A 22460-nucleotide genomic window follows, 5' to 3' on the forward strand; every position below is an offset into this window, starting at 1 on the left:
CCGATTACTGACTACTTTCCCTCACAACGTTATGTACCTCCAGTTTTACGGCTTACAAGACATTCCGTTCAGTCTGACGCCCGACCCGCGCTTCCTCTACTTTACGGCGAGCCACCGCGAAGTGATGGCGAATCTGCATTACGGCATTCAACACGGCAAAGGCTTGATCGTCGTGACCGGCGAAGTCGGCACGGGCAAAACGACGATGCTGCGCGCGATGCTCTCGCGGCTGGATCGCAGCGTGTTGACGGCGAACATCTTCAATCCGGGCCTGACGGTATCTGAGTTTTACGAACATCTGGCCGCCGATTTCGAGTTGGGCGCTTACACGTCGAAATCCGATTTGCTGATGAAGCTGGGCCGCATGCTGATGATGCGCCATTCGCGCGGGCTGCGCACGGTGGTGATTCTGGACGAAGCGCACGGGCTGAGCCGCGAGTTGCTGGAAGAGGTGCGCTTGCTGCTCAACTTTGAAACCTACACCGAAAAACAATTGCAGATCATCCTGGTCGGCCAGCCGGAATTGCGCGCGGCGCTCAATCGCCCTGAGTTGCGCCAGTTGAAACAACGCATCAGTTTGCGCTGCGAAATCAAACCGCTGAAGGCCGATGAAGTCTCGGCGTATATCCGCACGCGCTTGAAAGTCGCGGGCGCAACGCGGCTGGATTTATTTACGGCCAATGCCATCGCCTTAATTTATCGCGCCTCCGAAGGCATCCCGCGCCTGATAAACAACATCTGTGACAACGCTTTACTCAATGGCTTTGCGACGAATGCTCGATTGATCTCCTCACAAATCATCGCCGAAGTCGCCGAATCCCTGGATTTATTACAACCGATGATCGAAGACGATCCGCGCGAGGTCTTGGCGGGTTCCTTGCCCGCCATGCCGATTATGCGCGAAGAGATCGAAGAAGGCTGGCTCGAAGAAGCCAAACCCCGCAACAACCGCCGACGCCGTGAACGCGGCGAGAAAGGTGAGAAGGGCGAGAGCGCCCAACTTTACGCAATCAATGGCAAGACTGAAGAACTGACGGAAGCCCCCTCGGTAGTAACAGCCGGCGCGGTGCGCGAAGAGCCTGGCAAGGCCCTCGCCGCCGCCCGCGATGAGAACGCCAAAGCAAGTTAAAAGTAGTTCAAAACATAACGGTTGCCCCCAAACAACCACGCTTTGAGTCTGGTGCCCCTGGCTTTGTGCGTTGGAACTTCAGAATATGGCACGAGTCTTTGACGCGCTCCGGCGCGAGCAGAAACGCAAGAAACGCGTCGGCGAACACGACCCACTCGCCCGCGCCATCCTGAGCGAACCGGAGAGCGAGCAGGAAGCAGAAGTTGGCGGCTTTGACCTCGACGCCCCCATCGGCACACCCGCAGGCCCGCGTTCAAACGAGGGGATGCTGTTGCCGGGGATAGGGCGGGCGCAAGTCGAAACCGCTCCGTTATCGCAGACGGCGACGATTACAACACCTGCGGCAGCCGCGCCCGTGAACACGTCCACACCTGTCACGGCACCTGTTACGCCCACCGTAACTGCCGCCAACACGGCTGCGCCACCGGTTGAACCCGCTGGGACACGTATTTCTTCCCAAGCCTTCCAGCCGCCGCAAACCAAAGAACCGCCGCGCGTTTCACCGGCGCAGGTGCGCCCCGCGCAAGTGCATCCGCGTTTGATGATGTTGCATGAACCGCATGCGACAGGCTGTGAGCAATACCGCACCTTGCGCACGGAACTCTTTCATGCGGCGGAGCGCGAACTAACGCAAATCATCGTCGTCACCAGTTCCATCGCGGGCGAAGGCAAAACGGCAACGACGCTGAATCTGGCGCTGGCAATTGCGCAATCACCCAACCGCCGCGTGTTGGTAATTGACGGCGATTTGCGGCACCCCAGTGTCGCACCGTATCTCGACCTGAAACCTTTCGCGGGGTTCGCCGAGGTATTGCAGGATAAAGCGGACCTCTTTGACGCCATCTCGCGGCTCAGCGAGCACGATCTGTACCTGCTGCCCGTCAAACGCGAAACCAAAACGCCCACCGAATTGTTATCCAGCCCGCGCTTTCAAGCGGCGCTCGGCGAGTTGCGCCAATACTTCGATTTCATCCTGATTGATTCCCCTCCTGTCAAACCCTTCGCCGACGCGCGGCTGTTGGCCAATCACGCCGACGCCACGCTTTTCATCGTGCGCGCCGGCTTTGCGGCCTACGAAACGGTGGAAGAAGCCGTGCACGCGCTCGCCGATTTTCGCGTACTCGGGGTCGTGCTCAACGGCGCGACCGATGTGCCCGAACTGGGCAACTACGAAGACTATCAAGTTCAAACTGGCCGCAGCGAACCCACCAATTTACTCTGGTCAACGTTCGGCCCGCGTGTGCGCGAGAGCTGGCTCGGTCGTAGGTTGAAACTCTAGCGGATTGCGGATTGCGGATTGCAGATTGCAGATTGGTTAATGCGGCTCAGCCTTTATTCAATCTACAACCAAAAAATCCGCAATCCGCAATCCGCAATCCGCAATCAAATGTTTCGCAAAGGCATCTGGTTCAAAACAGTCTTGCTCGTGTTGGGCGAAGCGGGGATCATCCTCTCTGTCGTGCTGCTCAGCCTTTATCTGCGCTTTGCGGGCAGGCTCGACATCATCCTGTTTGAGCAACGCGGGCTGTTAAAGATCGTCTTTACCACGCTGATCTGCCAATTCATCTTTTACCTCTTCGACCTGTATGATGTGGCGGCGGTGCGCTCGAAACGCGAATTGCTGACCAGCCTGTTTCAGGCGGCGGGCATGACCATCGTCGTGCTCGGCCTGGTCTTCTTCCTGCGCCCGACGCTCTTGCTGGGCTATCTGCAAGTGGTCGAGGGCGGCGCGCAAGTCCGTTACGGCGATGGTTTACCGATCATGGCCATGCTGCTGGCGCTCTCGCTGATGATGTTCTGGCGCATGGGCATTCACTGGTTGATGCGGCACCCGCGGCTGGGCGAACGCATTTTGATTGTCGGCACCGATACGCTCGCCAAAGATGTGGCGCGCGAAGCCATGTTGCGGCGCGACCTGGGCTACAAAGTCGTCGGCTTTATTTCCGAAGACCCAGCCCTGGTCGGCCAGAGCATTCTCAATCCCAAAGTGCTGGGCGTGACGACCGAGTTGGCCGAATTGGTCAAACGCGAAAAGATTGACCGCGTCGTCGTCGCCCTGCCCGACCGGCGCGGCCACATGCCGGTGGATCAGTTATTGAAACTGCGCCTGCAAGGGCACGCGGCCATCGAAGAAGGCACCGCGCTGTTTGAACGCCTGACCGGCAAGATCAGCATCGAGATGCTGCGGCCCAGTTGGCTGATTTTTTCGAGCAACGCCAAACGCGGGCGCTTTTGGCAGGCCGTGCGGCGCGGGTTCAATGTCACGCTGGCCTTGTTGGGAATGGTGCTGTCGTTCCCCATCGCGCTGCTCACGGCCCTGGCGATCAAGCTGGATTCGCGCGGCCCAATCTTTTACACACAAGAGCGCGTCGGCAAGAATGGCGACCCCTTCACGATCATCAAGTTCCGCTCCATGACCACCGATGCCGAAAAAGACGGCCCGCAATGGTCGGGCGCAGGCGATGCCCGCATCACCCGCGTGGGCCGCTTCATTCGCGCCACACGCATTGACGAACTGCCGCAATTCATCAACGTGTTGCGCGGCGAGATGAGCTTCGTCGGGCCGCGCGCCGAACGCCAGTTTTTTGTGGATCAACTGAGCGAACAGATTCCCTTTTACCCGCAGCGCCATCTGGTCGAACCCGGCCTGACGGGCTGGGCGCAGGTCAATTACGGCTACGGCTCATCGGTGGAAGACGCGCTGCAAAAGTTTCAATACGATCTTTACTACATCAAAAACGCCTCGCTGCTGTTCGATCTGTGGATCATGCTCAAATCGGTCAAGATCGTGCTGTTGGGGCGCGGGCAATAACTTGGTACGGTACCGCGCGCGTGAGCAAGCGGGGCCGCAACTTAAACCCACTGAGCGCCGGCTGACGGTTCCGCTTGCTCACGCGCGCGGTACCGTACCGGTCGGAGGTGCTATGCAATCATTCAAACTTCATTGCCTCACACATTTCATCCTCGCGGCGGTGCTGCTGCCCGGCATTGCGCCGCTGACCCGCGCGCAGGGACAAGACAAACCCAAAGCCCAGCCACAACAGACCGACCCGGCCACGCTGACCGAAGCGCAACGCCAAGCGTTGCGCCGTGAGAACCAGTCGGAAATTGACGCGGCGGTGCTGCCTTACATCAACAACTTTTTCGCCACCACGCGGCTTGGCCCCGAAGACATTATCAGTGTGGATGTTTTCGACAAACCGAACTATTCGCGCGCCAACATCACCATTCCGCCCGACGGCGTCATCAGCTACCCGCAGATCGGGCGCTTGCAGGTGGCGGGCCGCACCGTGCCCGACATCGAAAAAGAAGTGCGCGAAAAGCTGATGGAATACATCATTGACCCGCAAGTCACCGTGCAACTGGTCGCCTCGCACAGCCAAAAAATCTTCGTCGTCGGTGATGTCAACACGCCCGGCATTTATGAAATGACCCGCCGCATGACCGTCACCGAAGCGCTGTCCCGCGCCGGTTACCTGACCAAATATGGCGACAAAAAGAAGATTCACGTCTTGCGTATGCAACCGGATGGCAACACCGCCGCCATGCCGCTCAATATGAAAGAGGTCGAGCAAGGCAAACGCCAAGACATGTTTTTGGTGCCGGGCGACACCATCGTGGTGCCGGGCAACATCTTCAAGACGATTGACCAGGTGTCGGGCGTGGTGATGATTGCGACGTGGATGCGGATTCTGGTGCGCTGAGGCGGCAACGATGAAACCACCGTTCAAGCAATTTGCGTGCGTCTTTGCAGCGGTGTTGTTTACGCTCGGTGAGGCGCAAACCTCTCAGCCCGTGAAGGCGGGCGGCAGCCTAAAGCCCAGGGTGGAGCGCGGCGCCAGCCGCGCGGAACCCTGGGTCATCGCAGTTACAACCCCAGCCCGCGAAGCGGGCGACAGGCATTCATTTTTCAAGCTAATAAGCTCTGCCGCCCACTCCGTGGGCTGGCTGACTCTTTTGCGAACAAACCCAGGGTTCCGCGCTGTGCGCTCCACCCTGGGCTTTAGGCTGCCACCCACTCCGTGGGCTGAAACCGCGCCCAATCCGAGTTGGCAAAAACAAACCACCAACTCACTCGCCCGCCTCACTTCCATTCATTTCACCGATGCACAACACGGCTGGGTTGCGGGCAGCAACGGCACGCTGCTCAAAACCGGCGATGGCGGCGCAATCTGGGAACGCGTCGCGCTACCGCCTGAATTCAGCCGCGATTTGCTGCGCGCGGTCTGGGCGCTCGATGCGCAACGCGTGCGCTTGCTGGGTGAATACAATCTGACACAACGGCCCAGCAGTAACGACCTGGCCGCGCGCGCGTTCCTGCTCGCGTCGGATGATGGCGGCGCGACGTGGCAAAACATCGAACCCGCGCGTCCGCCCGACAAACCGTATCGCCGCCCGCGCCGCCCCGTCGGACAAGCCAGCGAAAGCGCAGCGGAGCAGGTGGAACGCTTGAACTCGCCGATTCTGACCGCGTTCTCGTTTGTGGCTGGCAGCGGCTGGCTCATCGGCGAATCAGGGACGATTCAAACGACGCGCGATGGCGGCGCGAGTTGGCAGATGCAATACGCCGTGACGCGCAAGCTCTTTTACGATGTGACCGCGCTCGACACGCAACAAGCCTGGATCGTCGGCGGTGGCGGCAGCATCCTGCGCACGGTGGATGGCGGCAGCAATTGGAACGAACAGCCCTCCCCCACGACCAACACCTTGCGCGCTGTGCATTTCATGGACGCCAGACGCGGCTGGGCGGCGGGTATCAGCGGCACAATTCTGGCGACCACCAACGGCGGCAATCGCTGGCAAGTGCAAACATCGAACAGCAACGAAACGCTCAACGACATCCGCTTCGTCAACGCTAGCGAAGGCTGGGCGGCGGGCGAACGTGGCACGCTGCTGCACACGCGCGATGGCGGCGCGACCTGGCAAGACGAGAGCTTGAAAACCTACGCCAGTTTCAACCAGTTGTTTTTCAGCGCGCCGGATTGCGGTTGGGTCGTCGGCACGAACGGTTCGATCTACAAATACTCGGCTGACGCAAGCGGCACACGCCCGGCGCTCAAAGGCGAAAGCCGCTGAGGCTGTGCTAAACTCCCTGGCGTTATGACGCCGCAAGCACCACTCAAACCGACCGAAGAACAGCTCACTTATGGCGCGTATTTGCGCGTCGCCGAGTTGATCAAACTGCAACAGCCGCAATCCTCACCACAGCATCACGACGAACTACTGTTCATCATCATCCACCAAACCTACGAACTCTGGTTCAAGCAGTTGCTGCACGAACTGGACGCCGTGATTGCGAACCTGAAGACCGCGCAAGCCCCCCAGCAAGACGCGGTTTACGAAGCCGCGCGCCTGTTGCGCCGTTGCACCGAAATCATGCGCGTGCTGGTCGAGCAGTTCACGATTCTGGAAACCATGCTGCCGACGCACTTCCTGGCCTTTCGCGGCAAGCTGCGTCCGGCCAGCGGCTTTCAATCCGAACAATTCCGCGAACTGGAATTTCTGTGCGGGCTGAAAGACGAAAAGATGTTGCGCTATCACGAACCGACCGACGAAGCCTACGCCGCGCTTGAACGCCGTTTGCGCGAGCCGTCGTTGCGCGATGTGTTCTTTGACGCCTTACATGCGTTGCAAGTGCTGCCGTCATTACCCGCTGATGCGGATGCCGAAGCGCAGTTCAAAGCGCGCGCCGAAGCCATCCGCGCCATCTATCGCGACGAACGCGGCAAGCGCGCCTGGATTGACGTCTGCGAACGACTGACCGAGTTTGACGAATTGCTGGTGAGTTGGCGGCTGCGCCATATTCAAATGGTCGAACGCACCATCGGCGTGCGGCTGGGCACAGGCGGCAGCAGCGGCGCGTCGTATTTGAAAGTGACGCTCGACAAAAAATTCTTCCCTGAACTTTGGGAAGCCCGAACAATGCTAATCGAATAATTCCGCCCACGAAGTCACACGAAGGAATCACGAAGGAGGCGGTCTTTCTTCGTGATTCCTTCGTGTGACTTCGTGGGCGGAAACGTTGGAGATTTATGGACGAACTACTTTCCTATCGTGCGCAATTTCCGATTCTGGAAAAGACCACCTATCTCATCAATCACTCGCTCGGCGCGATGCCAGCCAAAACCTACGACCGCATGCACGCTTACGCTGAGACGTGGGCGACGCGCGGCATTCGAGCGTGGGCCGAAGGTTGGTGGGAAATGCCCGGGACCATCGGCGACAAAGTGGCGCGCATCCTCGGCGCTGATCCCGGCACGGTCGTGATGCATCAGAACGTCTCGGTCTGTCAGGCGCTGATCCTGTCCTGCTTCGATCTGACGGGCAAGCGCAACAAGATCGTTTATGAGGCGCTCAACTTCCCTTCCGTGATGTATGTCTACGAGGCGCACGCCAAAGCGGCCCATGCGAGAATTGTCGAAGTACCGAGTGACGACGGCATCACGATTGACACGCAGCGGATGCTGGACGCGATTGATGAAGAGACGCTGCTGGTGCCGATTTCGCACGTGCTGTTCAAGAGCGCCTTCATTCAGGATGCGGCGGCCATCGTTGAAAAGGCGCATCGTGTCGGCGCGCTGGTCGTGCTGGATGTTTATCAATCGGCGGGCACGGTGCCCTTCAGCGTCAAAGACCTCGATGTGGATTTCGCTACCGGCGGTTCGGTCAAATGGTTGTGCGGCGGGCCGGGCGCGGGCTTCCTCTATGTCAAACCGGAGTTGCGCGAACGCTTGCAACCGAAGATCACTGGCTGGGCCGCGCATAAAGCGCCGTTTGCTTTCGTGCCGGGCGAGATCGAATACGCCGAGGACGCGCACCGTTTCCTGCACGGTTCGCCCGCGATTCCGGCGCTGTATGCGGCGGAGAGTGGCTACGATTTGATCAATGAAATCGGGGTCGAACGCATTCGCGCCAAATCCATGCGGCAGACGGCGCGCTTGATTGAATTGGCTGGCGCGCACGGCTGGCGCGTGAATGCGCCGCGTGAGCCGGCGCGGCGTGGCGGCTCGGTCATTCTGGATGTGCCGCACGCGGGCGAAGTCGTGCGCGAATTGGCCGCGCGCGAGGTGCTGGTGGATTACCGGCCCGGCGCGGGTGTGCGCATTGGGCCGCATTTCTTTAGCAGCGACGATGAACTCGAAGCCGTCGTGGCCGAGATCAAAAGCATTCTCGACACGCGCGCTTATGAAAAGCACACGGCGGCGAGCGGCGCGCGGTTCTGAGGCGGTTTAATCAGGCAGCCATAAGTATCGTTCGCGCCTCGCGCTGGTGGCCGTCAAAGCCGGAGCCGCCGCACGACTTGCGTTATGCGCGGTGCGCAGCCTGCGCTTTTTTGATGTTGCTTTGACGCGCCCGGCGCTGTGCCGCCGTGGGTTTGTCTTTTTCCGGCACGTTCGGCCTGGGTTTGGCCTTGAAGCGGTCACCGCTGATGTGCACCGGTGTTGATCCGAGTTCATCCAGCAAGGCGCGCGCATCCTCTGTGTCGGGGATCAGTTTGCCGCCTTCCAGATGCGCCTGGTCTTTGCCGATCAACCATTTCTGATCGTCCCAGGAACCGCTTTCGCGCTTGCCTGCCACACGTTCGAGGCCGCCCTTCTTGCCGACATCGTGTGTGCGGAAGGTGACGAACTCGCGCTTCGGTCTGACCTCGATGTGGTAAAACTCGCCGTCACCAGTCGAACCAGGTTTGGCGCGCGCGCGGCCTTCGGGTTGCGCGCGCGCGTGTTGACGCGACGACATTGCCTGCCAGGCGGCCTGCGCCTTCTTGATATTCTTCCGTGCGGCTTCTTTTTGTTTGGCAGTCGCCATTTGTTCCTCCTTCAAACTAGATCGGTTTTCACATCAGTGTATGGGAAAAGCCGCGCAGCGGGACAGTACCGCGCGCGTGAGCAAGCGGAGCTTGGGCGGTTCAGCCAATGGCGTAAGCTTGACGCGCCGCTTGCTCACGCGCGCGGTACCGTCCCGGCACAAGCTGCTCCCATAAACGCAATTGCAACCCGCTCTAAGCAAAACTGAGTAAGCGAATCAAGCGCGGTAAAGCTGCGTGAACAAATGCTGCATTCGCTCACGCAGCTTTACCGCGCCGATCCGCCAGGTGTCGTATTCGCCCTAAGCGGCCGCAAAGGCGCGGTCGTCAGTTGTCAGACAGGCCCCGTGCCCACAGCCGCAAACGGGTTCGGCTTCGAGGGCTGTTTCGCAATGGGGGCTACAATACTTTTCGCCGCCCGTCACCAGACAATCGCAAGCCGGATGCGCGCATCGTTGCTCAGTTAAATTATCTGCCATGTTGGTTTCCTCCTTTCTATAGACTGCAAGAAAAAGAATTGCCGTAGCAAGCTCCAACGGAGCGTCAGCCAACAGCCTGGGGTGAAACCCCAGAAAACACATTGAGTCGTTGTGCGAAGCCCTGAAAGGGCGGCAGCCATAGGCTTGGCTGCCGCCCTTTCAGGGCTTCGCACAACTATTTGCACGACCCCCCAGGGCTTCACCCTGGGCTGTTGGCTGGTCGTCCCTTTGGGACTTTTCGGAAATTCTTTTTCTTGAAAACTATATCAATCTCAGACCATTGCTGTTGGGATCAGTGTGATCTTCCCTTCAGCCTTGACGTTTGAAATACTGCACGGCGCGTTCGTGCTGCTCGGCCTCTGCGCGCGTGTCGAATGTGCCCAGGTTGCGCCGCTTCCCCGTCTTGGGGTTTATCTTGCTCGAGTAGAGCCGGTATTTGCCGGACTTCAATTTTCTGATCATCTTGCCTCCTTTACTGTTCTACTTGTTCTTCGCTTTCGCTACGTTTTTCTCAACGCTGTCCGGATAAATGATGACCTCCACGCTGCCGCCCTTGCCCGCCTCGGCCTGCGTGCCTTCGCCCTGCCCCAGCGTCTTGATGCGTGCGTCGTCAATGCTGAGTTTCTGCCCCAGGTATTGACGCACGGCGACCGCGCGCACTTGCGAGAGTGTGGCGTTCGCTTCCTTCTCGCCTTTCGGATTAGTGCGGGTGGCGACGATGACCAGACCGTAAGGATTGCTCTCCAGATAAGCGCCGATCTGGTCGAGCGACTTCTCCTTCTTCAGCTTGGTCGAATCAGGCTTGCCGAAAAGGTCGTTGCCGGAAAAGCTGAATTTTCTGAGCGGCTCGCGGTCAGGCAGTTTGGTGATGGCGTGTTTGGTCAACTCCGCCGAATCGTAGTAGCCGCGTTTTTTGAAAAATCCTTTGAGAAAAAAGTTGTGCTTGAGCGCCTCCATATTCTCCTGGAAGGAAACCACGCCGTCTTTGGCCTGATCCGCTGTCTCGCGCAGCGACGATGCGGTCGCGTTCAGGTTCTTGTAAGCCGCTTTGTCGTTGACCAGCGCGCCGATGGTGCCCCGGCCGGTGTCAATCTTGCCGCTGATGGATTTCAGATCGTCGGTCGTCTGATTGATGTTGTTGATGGCGACTTTGGAGGAGTCAACGGCCTCTTTGGCCGAATCGAGCATGGCGCTGGCTTTCTTGGCGATGTCGCCATAATCAATCGGCGGCTGGCTCTGAATGGTGTCGCCGTTGCGCGCCTGTTCGGATTGCGGCGAACCGAATGAGAGGGCCACGTACTTGCTGCCCAGCAAGCCTTCGGTCTCGATGGTGGCGACGGAATCTTTCTTGATGACTTCGCGCGCTGAACTGGCCAGCTCGACTTCCACTATCACCTTGTCACCGGGATTGTGCGGCAGTTGAATCTCTTTGACCGTTCCGACGCGCACGCCGCCAGCGCGCACCGCCGCGCCTTCATCCAATCCCGCGACATTCTCAAAGGGGGCCTTCAACCGCCAGGTGCGGCTGAAAATGAACTGCTTCTCGCCGACCAGAAAAACCAGCAGCGTGAAGATGATCAGCGATCCCAATATGAACGCTCCCAGGCGCGCCTTGCTCGACATCATTCCTCCTCTCTTGCTTCTCCTTCAGCCTCCCGCAAGAACTGTTTGACAAACGAATCGCCGCTCCGCTGCAAGTCCGCCAATGTTCCTTCCGTCACGATATTGCCTTCGTTGAGCATGACGATGCGGTCGGCCACCAGCTTGACGCTGCGCATGTCGTGGGTGACGATGACCGAAGAGATGCGGCGTTCCTGCTGTAACTGGCGAATCAATTCATCAATCTCGTTTGCGGTGATTGGATCAAGCCCCGCCGTTGGTTCGTCGAGTAGCATGATTTCAGGGTCGAGCGCCAACGCCCGCGCCAGTCCCACGCGCTTTTTCATGCCGCCCGAAATGTCCGCGGGCAGCTTCGCCGACGCCTCCTCCATCCCGACGCGCGCCAATAATTCGCGCACCCGCCGCCGCAGTTCCTCATCCTCCATCCGCGTGTGCCAGCGCAAGGGGAAAGCGACGTTCTCTGCCACGGTCATCGAGTCATAAAGCGCCGCTTGTTGAAAGAGAAAGCCCACCTTCTTGCGCACCTCGTTCAATTCGTCCAGCGGCAGCGCGGTGATCTCTTCGCCGTTGATCTCGATGCCGCCGCCATCGGGCTTCTGCAACCCGATGATGAGTTTGAGCAACACGCTCTTACCCGTCCCGCTGCGCCCCAGTACGGTCAAGGTCTCGCCGCGCGCCACGTTCAGATCAATGCCATTGAGCACCACCTGCTCGCCGAAAGATTTGCGCAATCCACGCACTTGAATCGCCGGCTGTTGGTCGCTCTGCTCCATCATTTCTCCCGCAACTCGTCTCCCACAACTCGTCTCCCACAATTTGCCTCCCGCAGTTTTGGGCCTACGGGAAAAACGTCATAATCAACCGCACCAAAACCACGTCGGCCAAAATCACAAAGAGCGATGAGATGACGACGGCGCTGGTCGAGGCCCGTCCAACGCCTGCGGTCCCGCCCTTAGCGTGCATCCCCTGATAACAGCCGACCACCCCGATAATCAGCCCAAAGACGAGGGCCTTAGCCGTCGGCGGCAACAGGTCGTTGAAGTCCAGCGTCTCGAACCCCTCGTTGAGAAACAGCCGCAGCGACATCGGCTCAACCAGGGTGTTGGCCAGCCAACCCGTGATGATCCCGCAAAAATCGGCCACGATGGTCAACAGCGGCATCATCAGCATGCAAGCCGCGACACGCGTCGCCGCCAGATACTTGTATGGATTGACGGCGGAAACCTCGATGGCGTCAATCTGGTCGGTGACCTTCATCGAACCAAGCTCGGCGCCCAGCCCCGCGCCCATGCGCCCGCTCATCACCAGGGCGGTAATGATCGGGCCGCTCTCCTTGATGAGCGACATAATGATTACCGTGGGCAACAATGACTTCGCCCCAAAGCCAACCAAACTGTCGCGCACGTGCAATGACATCACCACGCCAGCCGCCGACCCGGCCAGCAACACCAACGGCAGCGACTTCGCGCCGACCTCGTCCATCTGCCGCAGCAACTCCCTTCCTTCAAAGGGCGGGGTTGCCGCCGCCCGCACAAGCTGCACGCAAAATTCACCGATGCCGCCGAACCATTCGAAAGTGTCGAGCAGCGGTTTCTTCAAACCCAACGATGATTCATGCGCCGTCGGGATTCCGATGGCCTCTTTCGTCGTCATTCTCCTCACCTAAAACGATTCATTCCGCGCAAAGCCGCCCGCACGCAACCGCGGGCAATCCTGCTTACGGCGCTCTGACACGCCTGGCGTAGAACCAGAGCGCCGTGACGGCTACACCCAGCGAGGCCACTAGCCCCAACCAGTACCAAGCCGTCCAAAAAGTCGCGACCAAGCCCGACGACCCGACCTCGCCATGCTCGTGACCCATCAACCAAGCGCTCAACCCACCACCCACCATTCCACTCAGCGCCGAGAGCGCAGGCGTTCGTTCAGAAATCGCGGGAGCCAATCCCAGCGCAAGGACAGTGAGCATCAACAAGGGCACCAGCCAAAGCACACGGTCACCCTCACGCGCCAACTCAAAGCCGCTCACCGAATCTTTCGCGCCCAAGCAACTCACCTGCACCCACGGCAGAAAAAAGCAGATCAGCACGAACAAGGCCAAACTTAGATTTGTTCGCTTCGTTTTCCCCATCCCACCCTTTTGCGGTCTTTTTCAAACCGCCGCTATCACTCAATGGAGGCAACGGGGGCAACGGGGGTTGTCGCCGGAAACTCTTTTGGTTGGCCCAGCACCAACATCGCCAGCGGGATGGTGCTGATGGCTCCAACCAGCGCAAGTGTCCAGCCCACGGCGCGCCGCTGTTCGTCGCTTAGACTTCCGGCCAGCAACAAACCAAGCCCAGCCCCCAACATCCCACGTGTCCCAGCAATCAAGGCGACCACGGGCAACGTCAGTTTTCTCTCTTTCATGACCCTCCTTTGACGAGCAATGAGCCTAGTACTCCATCAAGCTGAAAATGAGGGATGTAGGGCGGGATTAAATCCCGCCCTACATCCCGGATGCGCTCTCAGCATCCATCACTTACAGCTTGATGGAGTACTAGCGCGCGCTACGGCACAGTCGGGTAATAGGGATAACGCGGAGAGGTGTAACCCGCGCCCCAATACGGCTCATAACCGTAGTATTCGTAGATGTTGGTCAAGAATCGCGCATCCACCAGTTCAGGTGAAAACCGTGGCGCGCCTGCCACGTGCGCGCGCGTGCGGTCAATGCGCAACTCGTCTGCCTTGACGCTGGTGATGGCATCCACGGGCAGCAGGAACTTGGTATCCCCCAAACCGAGAAAGCCGCCCGCAGAGATTTCCAGAAAGCGGACTTTTTCTTCGCCCTGATCCACGAACAGGTCATCCACTTTGCCAAGCTCCTCGCCGTTGCTGTCCACGACTTTGCGGCGGCGGATGTCTTGGGCACCGTCGGCGAAAGTCAGATTCGAATCGCTCATCCTGATCAGCAGCGCTTTTTCATCTACTTTTTTTGCTTTTGCTTTTGCCATTGTTCCTCCTTCGTAAAATGGAACACGCTTGCTCCATGCGGGTTTTGGATTTGGTTTCCGTTCGCGCTGTTCTCCCCGTTTCATCAATCTAGCTCAATGCATAGTGCCCCCCTCCTTACTCACTGCCCAATTCACCTTCTCAATCTGTTGCTATCTCGGCCACACCCTCTTAACGAGCAACCCCCATTCCACATAGGTTTTCCGGTCTTCAGCAGAGTTTTGCCGAGAAAGTGAATGCTTTTCTTGCAACCAGATGAATGGCCAAAGTACAGGTTTGTTTTATGGAGCGACGTTATCCTGTGACATTGGCTTTTACTCTGCTGCCAACAGCGGTTGACTAAAAATGGCTATCAACAGAACTGCCGTAGCGCGATTGTGTGACGGGTAATTCCGTGCTGACGAGATCGGTTTCAGTTCAGTAGGCAGCCTTCCGACTATTCCGTTATTTCTGTTTGTCCCGTAATCTCGCTCCCATTGATTCATTGCCAAAGCACTTTGTCAGTCAACCGACTTTCATTGCAGGCGCGGTTGCGTAAAATCGGTTCCGGCATTTAATCCCGTAACGAGCAATGAGGAGGACTTATGCAACGAAGAACATTCACATTGGCCTTGTGTGGTATCGCAGGCAATCGTGCGCTGGCATTCGCGCTGCCGCAAAAACCCGCCGCCAAATCGGCCAAGCCGGAGAAAGGCAAAATCGTGGTTGAACGGATCGAAAAGACTGAGGCGGAGTGGCGGCAAATTCTGACGCCGGAGCAATATCATGTAATGCGTGAGAAAGGCACCGAGCGCGCCTTTACCGGAGCCTATTGGAAGAACCACGACAAAGGCACGTATCTGTGCGCCGCCTGCGGGTTGGAGCTATTCAGTTCCAAAGAGAAATTCGATTCGGGCACGGGCTGGCCGAGTTATTGGAAGCCGGCGGCAAAGGAATACGTCAAGACCGAGACCGACAACAGCCTGGGCATGCAACGCTTCGAGGTGATGTGCGCCCGTTGCGGCGCGCATCTGGGGCACGTGTTTGATGATGGGCCGCAACCGACCGGCTTGCGCTATTGCATCAATTCGGTGTCGCTGAAGTTCGTCAAAGAAGCGCCGTAGGAAGTGCGCTACGGAAAGCCAACTCATCGTTTGGCGGCAGCATTCTCCATTCTTCATTCTCAATTCTCTGGCAGAGGGCACCGCAAAAACGGCGGATCATCTGCGCCAGAATGAAGAATGGAGAATGAAGAATGCCCAGCAGTCATTTCTTCAGCGCCGTGCGTAAATGCTCATCGTCGGATCGCCGAAGAGCAGATAAGTGTTGCGCACGTCCTGATCCAAGGTTGCCGTCCGCGCCACCAGCATGGCCTCGCCCAGCGTCAGCCCTTTCCCAAACAAGCTCTGATACAACGCCAGATTGAACGCCTGCTGCGGCCCGGCTGAATTCAACCCGCTTGAGGCAATCACGCCAAACGCGCCGCCCACTGGATTCAACAAGACGGCTTCGGCCAAGCTCTGTTGTTGCGGATCGGTGAAGTAGCCGTTCAGACAGGTCGTCATCACGAATAAACCCGCCGTCGCATTGGTCAGGGCCGCCGCGTCCTGGGCGCGCAACAGGCCGTCGCCCGTCCAGACTTGCGTCGAACCGTGGCCCAGCCAGTTCACCACCAGCGGCTTGGCGAGGTTGATGCTGTTGACGATTTGCCCACGCAACTGTTCGGGCGCACCGTCATTGCGATTGATGAATTGTTTGGGCATCAGCGCGGGCAAGGCGTCGGCTAGGCGTTCGCTGAGCGTTTTGAAATTGACGCCTTCGGTCGTGCGGTCAGCAACGAACAGCGCGTTGCGCGGCGTGGTGGGTATTTTGAACGCCAGGATTTTATTGATCACGGCGTCGGCTTGCGCTGCCGTGCGCACCGGCAAGCGCCCCAAAGCCAGATCAGATACGCCGTCATCATTGGTATCGGCCAGCCAGCTATCCTGGGCCGTCTCAAAATAGCGGGTCGTCCCCATCTTCGTCGGCACGAAATCGGTTTCCACATTGGCCGGACTATTGTTCAGGTAGTTGCGAGGGTCGCTGGTCGCATCACCAAGCAAGAGCGCAAACCCCGGTTTCACCAGCCAACGCGCGCGCCCCCAGGCCAACAGGCTTTTGATGGCCTGCGGCGAATGCTGGCCGTAGGTGAATTCATCATAGGCGTCTTCGACATCCACGAGGGCGACGCGCATTTCAGTCGAACGGCGCGCGGCCAGCCGGTTGGCGGCGGCCATGAAATCGCGATGCGTGATGATGACCAAATCCGCCGCGTGTGTGACGGCCCGCCAATTCGACGGTTGATTCAGCTTCACGGCGGCGACGCGTTCGAGTTGCGTTGGCGCCAGCGCCAGATAGGTCGCCCCCGCCCCGCTTTGCAACCCGAAGCCGTAATTATTGCCCGCGCCTTGCGGCGTAATGGTCAATTCGCGCATGTCGCCGGACGTGCGGCCCAGTTCAAACAGGCGTATGCCGGGCGTGCTAAAGCCACTGATGAAGGCCGACTGGCCCGCCCCCAGACTGAACCGCAGCAAGTCCCCGTCGGCCACGAAGCGGCGCGGATAGCTGAGGCGCAGGCTCGCACTCAGGCTGACGTCGCTCGCGCCCGCCGCCGCCAGCAGCCGCACGTCATTCACGCCGTCGCGCAAAACATCGGCCGGAACAGGGTAGGTCGCGACCTGCCGTTGTTTGCCATAAAAGTTGGCCGTGCCCAGCACGCGGCCATTGAATTCGATGCTGACCACGTGCGTCTGATCGGTCACGCCTTGCAAGGCCACTTCCAACGTCGCCGGCGGCGCGCCTTGCCGTTGGACAAAGCGCGTCGTCAATTGCTGGGTCACACCGCTGGCATTGACCACCGGGCCAAACCAGTTTTCGGCCTCGCCGTTGAGCAAGCCTGAAAAGTAAATCAGCTTGTCTTGGCGCTCGACCGTCGAAAGGAAACTGGTGGTCGAAGGCGCATTGCTCACCAGCGCGGCTTGCACGTTCATCCGCCGGCCCGTTTGCTGGCCGACCGCCAACCAGTAAACGCGCGTGTCGGTATCGGGCGTGTCCAACGCCTGGCCGTAAAATTCGATGAATTCGACGCCGTTGCCCTGGCCTTTCACCGTGAGGGGCACTTCGGCGCCGTCGGCGAAAAGCTGCAACAATTGCGGATTGACGGCGATGTTAAAGCCCGCCGCCTGCAATTCCGCCGCCGTCACGCGATACCAGCCGTTTTTGCGCACGTAGAGTTTGGCCGCGCTTTGATTGGGCAAGACCCACGCCGCCGCAATCCCCGGCGCTGGCACTGCGGATGAACTGGCTAACGCCTCGATGCGCGTGGTTTGGTTGGCATCGAGCGGGTTGGCAGCACCCGCCGCCAACGTTGCGTATTCGATTTGTGCCGGATGATTCGCGCTCGCGTTCAAATCGTCCAACAGCGGTGAGCGTTGCGCGGACGGCGCGGTACCCGTCTCGCTACCCGACGCCGCAGTGGCGGCAAAAACCGGCCCATACCAGGCGCGGCTGCCGTCCACATCCAGCGCTTCCAGCCAGTAAGGCACACCGGCAGCGCCGCGCGGATCCGTCCAGGTATAGGTGTTCCCCGCCGTCAGCGGCGCGCGCGCGCCCGCCAGCAAAGCCGAACCGGCAATCAGCGCCGGGTTGACTTGCATGCGCTTGCCATTCTCTTCGCGGTACACGTTGAAGCCGAGATGGCCGACTTCAAAGCCCGTGCCCCATTGCAGCGTGACGCCGCTGCCAGTTTGGCCCGCCGCCGCACGCGCCGGGGTCGAGCCCGCTTGCGCACTTGCCGAAAAGCCCGTCAAGCGCACCGCCAGCGGTGAGCTATTCTGAAAGCCGAAATCTATTTGCAGATTGTCGCTCACATCGCCGTTGGTGCCGTGCGCGCCGTTGCCAGTGCTGGTGAAATCGGGTTCGGCGGTCGGTTGCGAAGCCGGGCCGAGGGTGAAAGCTGGGCTGAGGACGCCGATGCTGGTGTATTCGGCATTGGTCGTGGGGTCTACGCCATTGTCGCGTTGATCGGTGCCGCTGGTGACGCCGGTGCTGCTGTAATAGCCGAGCAATGCACCGCCACTGTTGAAATTGACGGCATTGATGCGCACTTTGTAAACGCCCGCGCTCACGCTATCGAAGCGGTAATAGCCGCTACTATTCGTCGTCGTCGTGCGCGGTGTGGATAACGAATTGCCGCTGCTGTCCACGAGTTCGACGGTGACGTTGTTGACGCCGCTTTCGGTGACATCCAGGACGCGGTCGTTGCTGGTGTCGAACCAAACCCGGTTGCCGACCGAATAACTGGTTGTCGCCGCACTGAAACCGAAATCAAACGTGTGATCGTTGACGCCGTAAGCGCCCGTCGTCAGGGCGATGACCGCCGTTGTGCTCGAGAGCGTCGCGTCGGAATCGCGCGCGTCGCCGTTGGTGCTGGCGTCGGTGTTCGCTGTCACCAGATTGTTCGCGCCCAAGGCCGCCTGCTTGCTGCCGCCGGAAGCATTGGGAATGCGGATTTCGTAAGCGGTGGTGGGGTTGACTGCGTACTGACAGGCAGGGACGTAGGTGATGGACAAGAGTGGGGCCTGCGCCGTGTTGTCGTCATACGAGGTTGAAGTCCGCAACCCCGTATTCGCGACGTTACGCGAAATAAAGATATTGAGCGCGTTGCCGCTCGCCCAACCGCCCTGATTGACGATCTCCTGCACGACACTGGCGAAGTCGGGCGTCGTCGCGTTGGTCGTCGCGCCCGCCGTCCAGGCTCCGATGCTCGTCCAGTTGACCGAGGCCGAGGTTTTGGTGCGCCCGGACAAATTGGCATTGGTCGCGGCAAAGGTCGTGGCGTTCGTCGCCAGTTCACCTTTGATATTGAAGTCCGTGGTGCCGCCGGAAGTAGTGGCAAACGCGGTGAATTGAATGGTCGCGCTTGTAATGGTCGCGCCATTGGGGATCGTTAGACCGGCAAAGCGCATGCCGATGTCCCGGTCAACGCTGCTGCCATCGCGGCCCATCCGCAAGCCGTTACCCGCGTTATTCGTCGTGACGGCGGTTGTCGCCGTGCGTTCGGTTGCATCATCCGAACTGGCTGAAACGCGGCTGGTGATGGTCGTCGAGCCACAAGAATACGTGAGCATGTTGGTATTGCTTGCGCCGCCGAAATAGTAATTGCCGCTGCTGTCTGTCGTCGCGGTGCCGACCTGCGTGTCAACCGAACCGTTGCTGTCAGTGTCGGCCCAGAGTTGCACGCTGACATTCTGGATGCCGTTCTCACCGGGGTCTTGGATGCCGTTGGCGTTCGTGTCAGTCCAGACGCGGTTGCCGAGTTGCAGCGGCGCCGGATCGCTGCCAGCCGTTAAATCGCCAAACCCGTTCGCCTTGGAAAAGGTGCTGGTATCGGTGCTGTCATACACGCGCGCGAGTTTGGCAATGAGGCCCGTGGTTTTGTTAAACCAGCGCAACCCGCCAGAGTATCCGCCATCATCCGAACTGCCGTCGGTCACCAGATAGATGGGGTCGAAAACAACGCTCAGCAAGTCTGGAAACCCCGGCAGTTGCGTCAATCCGCCCAAGGTCACTTCGTCGTGCCCGAGCGTCCCGGCGGGCGCAATCGTGGACGAGCGCCATTCATCGCGGAAGAAGTATTCGCCCCCGCCCAGACCCTGGCTATTGCCCGCGCCGCCCGTCGCCGCGCCGCCGCCACAGGCCGCGTTGCTTTCCAGCGTCCAGCCGCTGCTCGGATTGCCGCAAGCCAGGATCAGATCGCCAGCCGAATCGCCTTGATACAAGGTGGTGTCGGCGGGGTTGTCGTGGGCATTGTTGCCATATTGATCGCCTGCACGATCACGCAAACCGAGATACATATTGCCATCGTTATCAAAGGCCAAATCCGACAACATCGGTTGCGGATACCCAGTTTCAGCGAGCGACCCGCTGAGCCGTGTAAAGGTCGTGACCCAGGGATTCCAAGTCGCGTTCGGCGTTGGTGAGCCAAACATGTGCAACTTGCCACGCGCATAGTTGAGTTGAAAATTCACCACCGGCGACGCGCCAAACGCCAGGGTGCTGGGATTGACCTTATAAACATAAGTCCGCATGTTCGCCGGCGTCGCCGGCGTGCTCTCAGCCGAACAAACCATGCCGACATAAAGCTGGCTGCGATAGTAACTCACCGCAAAAGGCCGCACATCGCCGCTGCTGGGGCAACTCGGCGGAGTGAGCGGGACGGCTTGCGAAGCGGCCACACTGCCGCCCGGTAAATTCAGCGCGTAAAGCGTGCGGTTCTCCAAATTCATCACGTAGAGCTTGCTCTGGTCTTCAGAAATCGCCAGGCCGCCCAGCGAAGTCTTGCCCACCGCATCCCAACCGGTGTTGCCATTATCCCGGTCGTAATCGGCGGTGTTATGTGAATTGGTTGTTGCGCTCGGCACTGTCAGCATGCTTACCACCGTGTTGGCCGTTGGATTGATCACATAGATCGCGCCCGCATCATCCGAATTGTTCAACGTGCTGTCGGCCCCCGGACCGAAGCCGGTATGCCTTTTGAAATACGCCGATGCATATAGCCGCCCTGTCGAACGCCGGTAAGCCATCCCCCAAGTCGCGCCCACCTGTGCATGTGTAACCGCAGTAGTGTGTGTGCCCGGCGAATCGTATTGCACATTGGTCGAACTGGGCACGGCGCCGTCTTGATAGCCCAAGCTGATGACCACTGGGTCGTTGGCCCGCGCCCCGTTGCTGGCGCCAAAGGTGTAACAACTCGTATACAGTTTGGGATTGTTCTGGCTGTAATCGGCGGGCCAGCTCAAGCCTAGATTGATGTTGCTGGAATTGCCATCCGCGACGAATTGCACAGTCGAACCCGCGCCCGTCCCAACAGCCGAGGGCTGATACCCGGCGGGCCAGTTGGTAAACTCGATGCGATACGGCCCTGTCCCGGTGGCCGCTAGCGAATAGGTGCCATTGCTCGCTGAGGTCGCCGAACCTTGCGCGACACCGCTGGCGTCGTAAGCAGTGATGGTCACGCCCTGGACGCCGCGATCAACGGCCTGCGCCACCGTGCCCGCGCCGGTGTTGGCGCTGGTCACGGTCGTATCCATGACACCGTTGGCGTTGTAATCAATAAACACGGTGCCGGTGATCGTGCCGGACAACGTTGCCAGCGGGGTGCGCCCCGCCGCCGCGCTGAACCGCCCTGCCAGCTTGCGCAGACCGGTTGCCGCCGCAGTCATGAAGGGCTGCGCACTGGCCGTCGTCCCGGCAGCCGCGCGACTTGCGGGAGTAGTCAACCAGCCACTCAGGCAAACCAGGAAAACAACCGGCAAGCCCCAGTGCGGCCAGCGGAAGCGTTTGACACTGTTGCGGCATAAGCCGGAAAAGCTGTCGGCGGTTTGCTTACGAAACGAATTTAGCGTGGTACCCATCACCAATCTCCTTCTTACTACCAATGTCCGTGCCTCACCGCCGTGCATACACCAGCGCCGCAAACCACTGCGGCGGCCGGGCAGTTAGTCCGGAATAAATTCAACTCAAGTTAGATGCTGCTGGGAATGCCGATTCCGCTTCAGAATCGTTGGGAAGTGCGGCCAAGCCGGGCCTAAACAACCAGGTGTGTGAGTGGCTTAGAACCTTGTGGATGAAGTTTGATTGTGCGGTAAAACTCTGCGCCGGTCTTCTCGCCTTGACCGGACTGTCCTGCCAACCTGCCAATAAAGCGTTGAATTGCGCGCTGCTTGCCGACGCTGGGAACCGCGTGTTTCAACTCAACTTTTAATCGGGAGCAGGAAAAAGAATGAAAAGCTGTGCTGGGGATGATGAGTGCAAGCTCGTCTTTTGCGGAATATCAACGGAGCAAAAAACGGCGTCATACTAGCGGCCCGTCTCTATAGCGTCAATGAAAAAATTTCCACGCCTCTTCCACACCCACGCCAGCCGTTGGCTTGCCGCCCGGCACGAAGGATAGTGAAACAGCGCTGGCCCGCTCGTCTCTGACCTGGCGACAAGCCAACTTTTGACCCGTCACTTGATCAAAAGCAGGTAGGCCTTCAGCAGGTTGGCACCAACAGCCCTAATGCAGACTCAGCGACGCGAAACCATCCGTAAGGTAGGATCGCCGAGGAGGAGGTAGGTGTTGCGCACATCCGTTTCGCTCACTGCCCCGCGCGCCAGTTGCAGCGCTTCGCCCAGCGTCATCCCCTTCCCGAACAAATACCGGTACAGCAACTGGTTGAACGCCTGTTGCGGGCCTGGCGCATTGAGCGCGCTCGACGCAATCACCGCCACCGCCCCGCCTGCGGTGTCGAGCAGCACCGCTTCGCCCAAACTTGACTGTTGCGGGTCGGGGAAATAGCCGTTCAGACACGTCGTCAGCACGAACAGGCCCGGCGTCGCGTTCGTCAGCGCGGCCGCATCCTGGGCGCGCAACAAC

General features: G+C 59.3%; 18 protein-coding genes and 1 other annotated feature (1 of these 19 running past the window's edge). Of the genes, 8 read left to right on the forward strand and 10 right to left on the reverse strand.

The features are described 5' to 3' along the window. Positions 1–10: a sequence feature (possible 16S ribosomal RNA but 16S or 23S rRNA prediction is too short), on the reverse strand (it extends 63 nt beyond the left edge of the window). 21 nt (positions 11–31) lie between these two features. The 7 genes from HY011_33380 (at position 32) to HY011_33410 (ending at position 8352) form a co-directional block, all read left to right on the forward strand. Beyond that, positions 32–1129, forward strand: coding sequence for an AAA family ATPase (locus HY011_33380; GenBank protein MBI3427841.1), 1098 nt, complete (start codon positions 32–34; stop codon positions 1127–1129). A gap of 85 nt (positions 1130–1214) precedes the next feature. Continuing rightward, on the forward strand, positions 1215–2408 hold the full coding sequence (locus tag HY011_33385; GenBank protein MBI3427842.1) for a CpsD/CapB family tyrosine-protein kinase: 1194 nt from the start codon (positions 1215–1217) through the stop codon (positions 2406–2408). Positions 2409–2426: 18 nt separating this feature from the next. Next, the gene (locus HY011_33390) at positions 2427–3941 is read left to right on the forward strand and encodes a TIGR03013 family PEP-CTERM/XrtA system glycosyltransferase (GenBank protein MBI3427843.1); all 1515 of its coding nucleotides are present in this window, start codon (positions 2427–2429) and stop codon (positions 3939–3941) included. 112 nt (positions 3942–4053) lie between these two features. Continuing rightward, positions 4054–4833, forward strand: a complete 780-nt coding sequence (locus tag HY011_33395; GenBank protein MBI3427844.1) for a polysaccharide export protein — start codon at positions 4054–4056, stop codon at positions 4831–4833. A 280-nt stretch (positions 4834–5113) separates the two neighbouring features. Next, positions 5114–6205 carry a hypothetical protein gene (locus HY011_33400; protein ID MBI3427845.1) on the forward strand — a complete coding sequence of 364 codons (1092 nt, stop codon included), beginning with the start codon at positions 5114–5116 and terminating at the stop codon, positions 6203–6205. A 24-nt stretch (positions 6206–6229) separates the two neighbouring features. Then, positions 6230–7066 carry a tryptophan 2,3-dioxygenase gene (locus HY011_33405; protein ID MBI3427846.1) on the forward strand — a complete coding sequence of 279 codons (837 nt, stop codon included), beginning with the start codon at positions 6230–6232 and terminating at the stop codon, positions 7064–7066. A gap of 95 nt (positions 7067–7161) precedes the next feature. Continuing rightward, complete coding sequence (locus HY011_33410; GenBank protein MBI3427847.1) at positions 7162–8352, forward strand: aminotransferase class V-fold PLP-dependent enzyme; 1191 nt, start codon at positions 7162–7164, stop codon at positions 8350–8352. 82 nt (positions 8353–8434) lie between these two features. Here the strand turns inward: HY011_33410 and HY011_33415 are convergent, their stop codons facing one another. From HY011_33415 to HY011_33450, 8 genes are all read right to left on the reverse strand, one after another. Further along, positions 8435–8938, reverse strand: coding sequence for a hypothetical protein (locus tag HY011_33415; protein ID MBI3427848.1), 504 nt, complete (start codon positions 8936–8938; stop codon positions 8435–8437). A 786-nt stretch (positions 8939–9724) separates the two neighbouring features. Beyond that, the gene (locus HY011_33420; protein ID MBI3427849.1) at positions 9725–9877 is read right to left on the reverse strand and encodes a hypothetical protein; all 153 of its coding nucleotides are present in this window, start codon (positions 9875–9877) and stop codon (positions 9725–9727) included. Positions 9878–9895: 18 nt separating this feature from the next. After that, complete coding sequence (locus HY011_33425) at positions 9896–11041, reverse strand: MCE family protein (protein ID MBI3427850.1); 1146 nt, start codon at positions 11039–11041, stop codon at positions 9896–9898. Next, on the reverse strand, positions 11038–11808 hold the full coding sequence (locus HY011_33430) for an ABC transporter ATP-binding protein (protein ID MBI3427851.1): 771 nt from the start codon (positions 11806–11808) through the stop codon (positions 11038–11040). The genes HY011_33425 and HY011_33430 overlap by 4 nt, the downstream gene beginning before the upstream one ends. Before the next feature lie 64 nt (positions 11809–11872). Further along, positions 11873–12688, reverse strand: a complete 816-nt coding sequence (locus HY011_33435) for an ABC transporter permease (GenBank protein ID MBI3427852.1) — start codon at positions 12686–12688, stop codon at positions 11873–11875. 64 nt (positions 12689–12752) lie between these two features. Further along, entirely contained in the window at positions 12753–13163 is a 411-nt protein-coding gene (locus HY011_33440) for a hypothetical protein (GenBank protein ID MBI3427853.1), read from the reverse strand. Positions 13164–13198: 35 nt separating this feature from the next. Then, entirely contained in the window at positions 13199–13441 is a 243-nt protein-coding gene (locus tag HY011_33445) for a hypothetical protein (GenBank protein MBI3427854.1), read from the reverse strand. Between the two features lie 140 nt (positions 13442–13581). Continuing rightward, entirely contained in the window at positions 13582–14025 is a 444-nt protein-coding gene (locus HY011_33450; protein MBI3427855.1) for a PRC-barrel domain-containing protein, read from the reverse strand. 582 nt (positions 14026–14607) lie between these two features. Between HY011_33450 and msrB the strand changes: the two genes are divergently transcribed. Beyond that, on the forward strand, positions 14608–15126 hold the full coding sequence (gene msrB / locus HY011_33455; GenBank protein ID MBI3427856.1) for a peptide-methionine (R)-S-oxide reductase MsrB: 519 nt from the start codon (positions 14608–14610) through the stop codon (positions 15124–15126). Positions 15127–15276: 150 nt separating this feature from the next. Here msrB and HY011_33460 read toward each other — a convergent pair whose 3' ends face one another. Further along, on the reverse strand, positions 15277–21456 hold the full coding sequence (locus tag HY011_33460) for a carboxypeptidase regulatory-like domain-containing protein (protein ID MBI3427857.1): 6180 nt from the start codon (positions 21454–21456) through the stop codon (positions 15277–15279). A 655-nt stretch (positions 21457–22111) separates the two neighbouring features. Continuing rightward, positions 22112–22460: hypothetical protein (locus tag HY011_33465; GenBank protein ID MBI3427858.1), on the reverse strand; the 349-nt coding region annotated here is incomplete at its 5' end.

Source organism: Acidobacteriota bacterium, from assembly GCA_016196035.1.
GTDB lineage: Bacteria > Acidobacteriota > Blastocatellia > RBC074 > RBC074 > JACPYM01.

Coding starts and splice junctions, on each gene's coding strand:
- HY011_33380 (MBI3427841.1), top strand. CDS start 32: ATGTACCTCCAGTTTTACGGCTTACAAGACATTCCGTTCAGTCTGACG.
- HY011_33385 (MBI3427842.1), top strand. CDS start 1,215: ATGGCACGAGTCTTTGACGCGCTCCGGCGCGAGCAGAAACGCAAGAAA.
- HY011_33395 (MBI3427844.1), top strand. CDS start 4,054: ATGCAATCATTCAAACTTCATTGCCTCACACATTTCATCCTCGCGGCG.
- HY011_33405 (MBI3427846.1), top strand. CDS start 6,230: ATGACGCCGCAAGCACCACTCAAACCGACCGAAGAACAGCTCACTTAT.
- HY011_33410 (MBI3427847.1), top strand. CDS start 7,162: ATGGACGAACTACTTTCCTATCGTGCGCAATTTCCGATTCTGGAAAAG.
- HY011_33415 (MBI3427848.1), bottom strand. CDS start 8,938: ATGGCGACTGCCAAACAAAAAGAAGCCGCACGGAAGAATATCAAGAAG.
- HY011_33420 (MBI3427849.1), bottom strand. CDS start 9,877: ATGATCAGAAAATTGAAGTCCGGCAAATACCGGCTCTACTCGAGCAAG.
- HY011_33425 (MBI3427850.1), bottom strand. CDS start 11,041: ATGATGTCGAGCAAGGCGCGCCTGGGAGCGTTCATATTGGGATCGCTG.
- HY011_33430 (MBI3427851.1), bottom strand. CDS start 11,808: ATGGAGCAGAGCGACCAACAGCCGGCGATTCAAGTGCGTGGATTGCGC.
- HY011_33435 (MBI3427852.1), bottom strand. CDS start 12,688: ATGACGACGAAAGAGGCCATCGGAATCCCGACGGCGCATGAATCATCG.
- HY011_33440 (MBI3427853.1), bottom strand. CDS start 13,163: ATGGGGAAAACGAAGCGAACAAATCTAAGTTTGGCCTTGTTCGTGCTG.
- HY011_33445 (MBI3427854.1), bottom strand. CDS start 13,441: ATGAAAGAGAGAAAACTGACGTTGCCCGTGGTCGCCTTGATTGCTGGG.
- HY011_33450 (MBI3427855.1), bottom strand. CDS start 14,025: ATGGCAAAAGCAAAAGCAAAAAAAGTAGATGAAAAAGCGCTGCTGATC.
- msrB (MBI3427856.1), top strand. CDS start 14,608: ATGCAACGAAGAACATTCACATTGGCCTTGTGTGGTATCGCAGGCAAT.
- HY011_33460 (MBI3427857.1), bottom strand. CDS start 21,456: ATGGGTACCACGCTAAATTCGTTTCGTAAGCAAACCGCCGACAGCTTT.